The following is a 2,235-nucleotide window of genomic DNA, read 5'->3' as shown; positions in this document are numbered from 1 at the left end:
CGGACCGGGGAACCAGACCGGTCCGCACGGCGGGACCCACCACGGACCGGGGAACCAGACCGGTCCGCACGGCGGACCGATGCACGGCCCGACCGACGGGAACCGAACGGTCCAGCCCCGCGGGTGACGGCCACGAGACGCCGTTCGTGAACACGCCACACGGCGCGTCCGTCTCGGAACTTATTAGTACGCTTCTCGGGTACTCTCGTGGTACATGACGCGGACCACCGGCTTCGACTCGCAGGCGACCGCGAGCGACGGGTCCGCTTCGGTTTTTTCGGCACCCGGTCTGCGACGCCGCCGGACGGCGTCCGACGAGCAGTCGGGTCGCGTCGCGATCCGACGGCGACGGCGGGCCTTCCTGTAGGCCCACACAACACTACTCAACGACCGGATTTCGTACCACACGCTCGCTACCGCCCACGGTCGGGTTTCGGGCGGTGACCTTCGACCCGACACACCACCAATGCCAGGAGACTACTCAGGGACCGTCGCGCTCGCCTTCTCGGGCGGGCTCGACACGACAGTCTGCGTATCGCTACTGAAAGACGAGTACGGATTCGACGAGGTCATCGGCGTCACCGTCGACGTCGGCCAGCCCGAATCCGAGTTCGAGGAGGCCGAGGAGACGGCCGAGGCACTGGGCGTCGAGCAGTTCGTCGTCGACGCCCGCGAGGAGTTCGCGGACCTCTGTCTGCGAGCGGTCAAGGCAAACGCCGACTACCAGGCTACCCGCTCGGGACCGCGCTGGCGCGTCCGGTCATCGCCAAGGCCATCCGCGACGTGGCACAGGAAGAGGGCGCGAGCGCTCTCGCCCACGGCTGTACGGGCAAAGGCAACGACCAGCTACGGTTCGAGGCCATCTGGCGCGACACCGATTTGGACGTCGTCGCGCCCGTCCGCGAACTCGGCCTCACCCGCGAGTGGGAAAACGAGTACGCCCGCGAGAAGGGCCTGCCCGTCGAGGGCGGCGACGGCGGCCGCTACTCCGTCGACACGAACCTCTGGAGCCGCTCCATCGAGGGCTCGGAACTGGAGGACCCGGCGACGATTCCGTCCGACGACATCTACAAGTGGACCGACAACCCCTCCGGGAAAGAGGCCGAACTCGTCGAAATCGAGTTCGCCGACGGCGAACCGGTCGCACTCGACGGGGAGTCGCTGGACGCGGTCGAACTGATCGAGCAACTCAACGCCCAGGCCGGCGCGCACGGCGTCGGCCGCACCGATATGATGGAGGACCGTATGCTCGGGCTGAAGGTCCGCGAGAACTACGAGCACCCCGCCGCGACGGTGTTGCTCACTGCCCACGAGGCTCTGGAAGGCCTCGTCCTCACCCAGGAGGAGCGCCAGTTCAAGGAGGGTATCGACCAGCAGTGGTCCCAGAAGGGGTATCAGGGCCTCATCGACGCGCCCATCGTCGACGCGCTGGAGGGGTTCATCGACGAGACCCAGACCCGCGTCACCGGCACGGTGACGGTCAAACTCGAAGGCGGCCACTGCCGTCCGGTCTCCCGCGAGAGCGACTACGCCGTCTACAGCGAGTCGGCGGCATCGTTCAACGAGGAGGACGTCGAGGGCGGCATCACCCAGCAGGACGCCACGGGCGTCGCCAAGTACCACGGCTTCCAGAGCCGCCTCGCCAAGAAGGTGACTCAGAAGCTGAACGCACCCGCCACCGACGGCGGACAGGAGGAGTAGATGAGCGGCGAGGAGAGCGAGGACGACCCCAGGGAGTCCTCGGGCAACGCGAGCGGGGACGGTAGCGACCCCCGAACGGCCACACCCAGCGACGCCGGCGACGAGTCGGTCGTCCGCCGGGACCGCTTCAGCGGCGGCCCCGCCCGCGACTTTCTCTCCTCGCTCGCCGACGACGAGCGTCTCTTCGCGGCCGATATAGCGGTCGACCGCGCCCACGTCGTGATGCTCGCCCAACAGGGGATAATCGAGGCCGGGACGGCCGGCGACATCCTGCAGGCGCTTGACGACATCGAGTCGGCCGGCCACGACGCCCTGCCGGACGGCGAGGACGTCCACGAGGCCATCGAATCGGCGGTCATCGACCGCGTCGGACCCGAGGGCGGCCGGATGCACACCGCCCGTTCGCGCAACGACGAGGTGGCGACCTGCATCCGCTACCGGTTGCGCGCGGATCTGCTCGACCTGATCGAGACAGTCGTGGGCGCACGCGAGCAGTTGCTGGATGTCGCCCGCGCCGAGGCCGAGACGGTGATG

The 2,235-nt window shown here is 68.4% G+C and carries 1 protein-coding gene and 1 pseudogene; both read left to right on the top strand.

Annotation, left to right across the window (positions count from 1 at the left end; all coding sequences use genetic code 11):
* The first annotated feature begins 466 nt into the window (after positions 1-466).
* Positions 467-1,701: pseudogene (locus tag GJ629_RS15520) on the top strand (argininosuccinate synthase).
* Positions 1,702-2,235, top strand: a 534-nt coding sequence (locus GJ629_RS15515) for a lyase family protein (protein WP_255475248.1), incomplete at its 3' end; no start/stop codon positions are given.

The sequence above is a fragment of the Halapricum sp. CBA1109 genome, from assembly GCF_009741825.1.
Lineage (GTDB): Archaea > Halobacteriota > Halobacteria > Halobacteriales > Haloarculaceae > Halapricum.
Note: the sequence above shows the minus strand (reverse complement) of the source record. Positions and strands in the feature narration are given on the sequence as shown.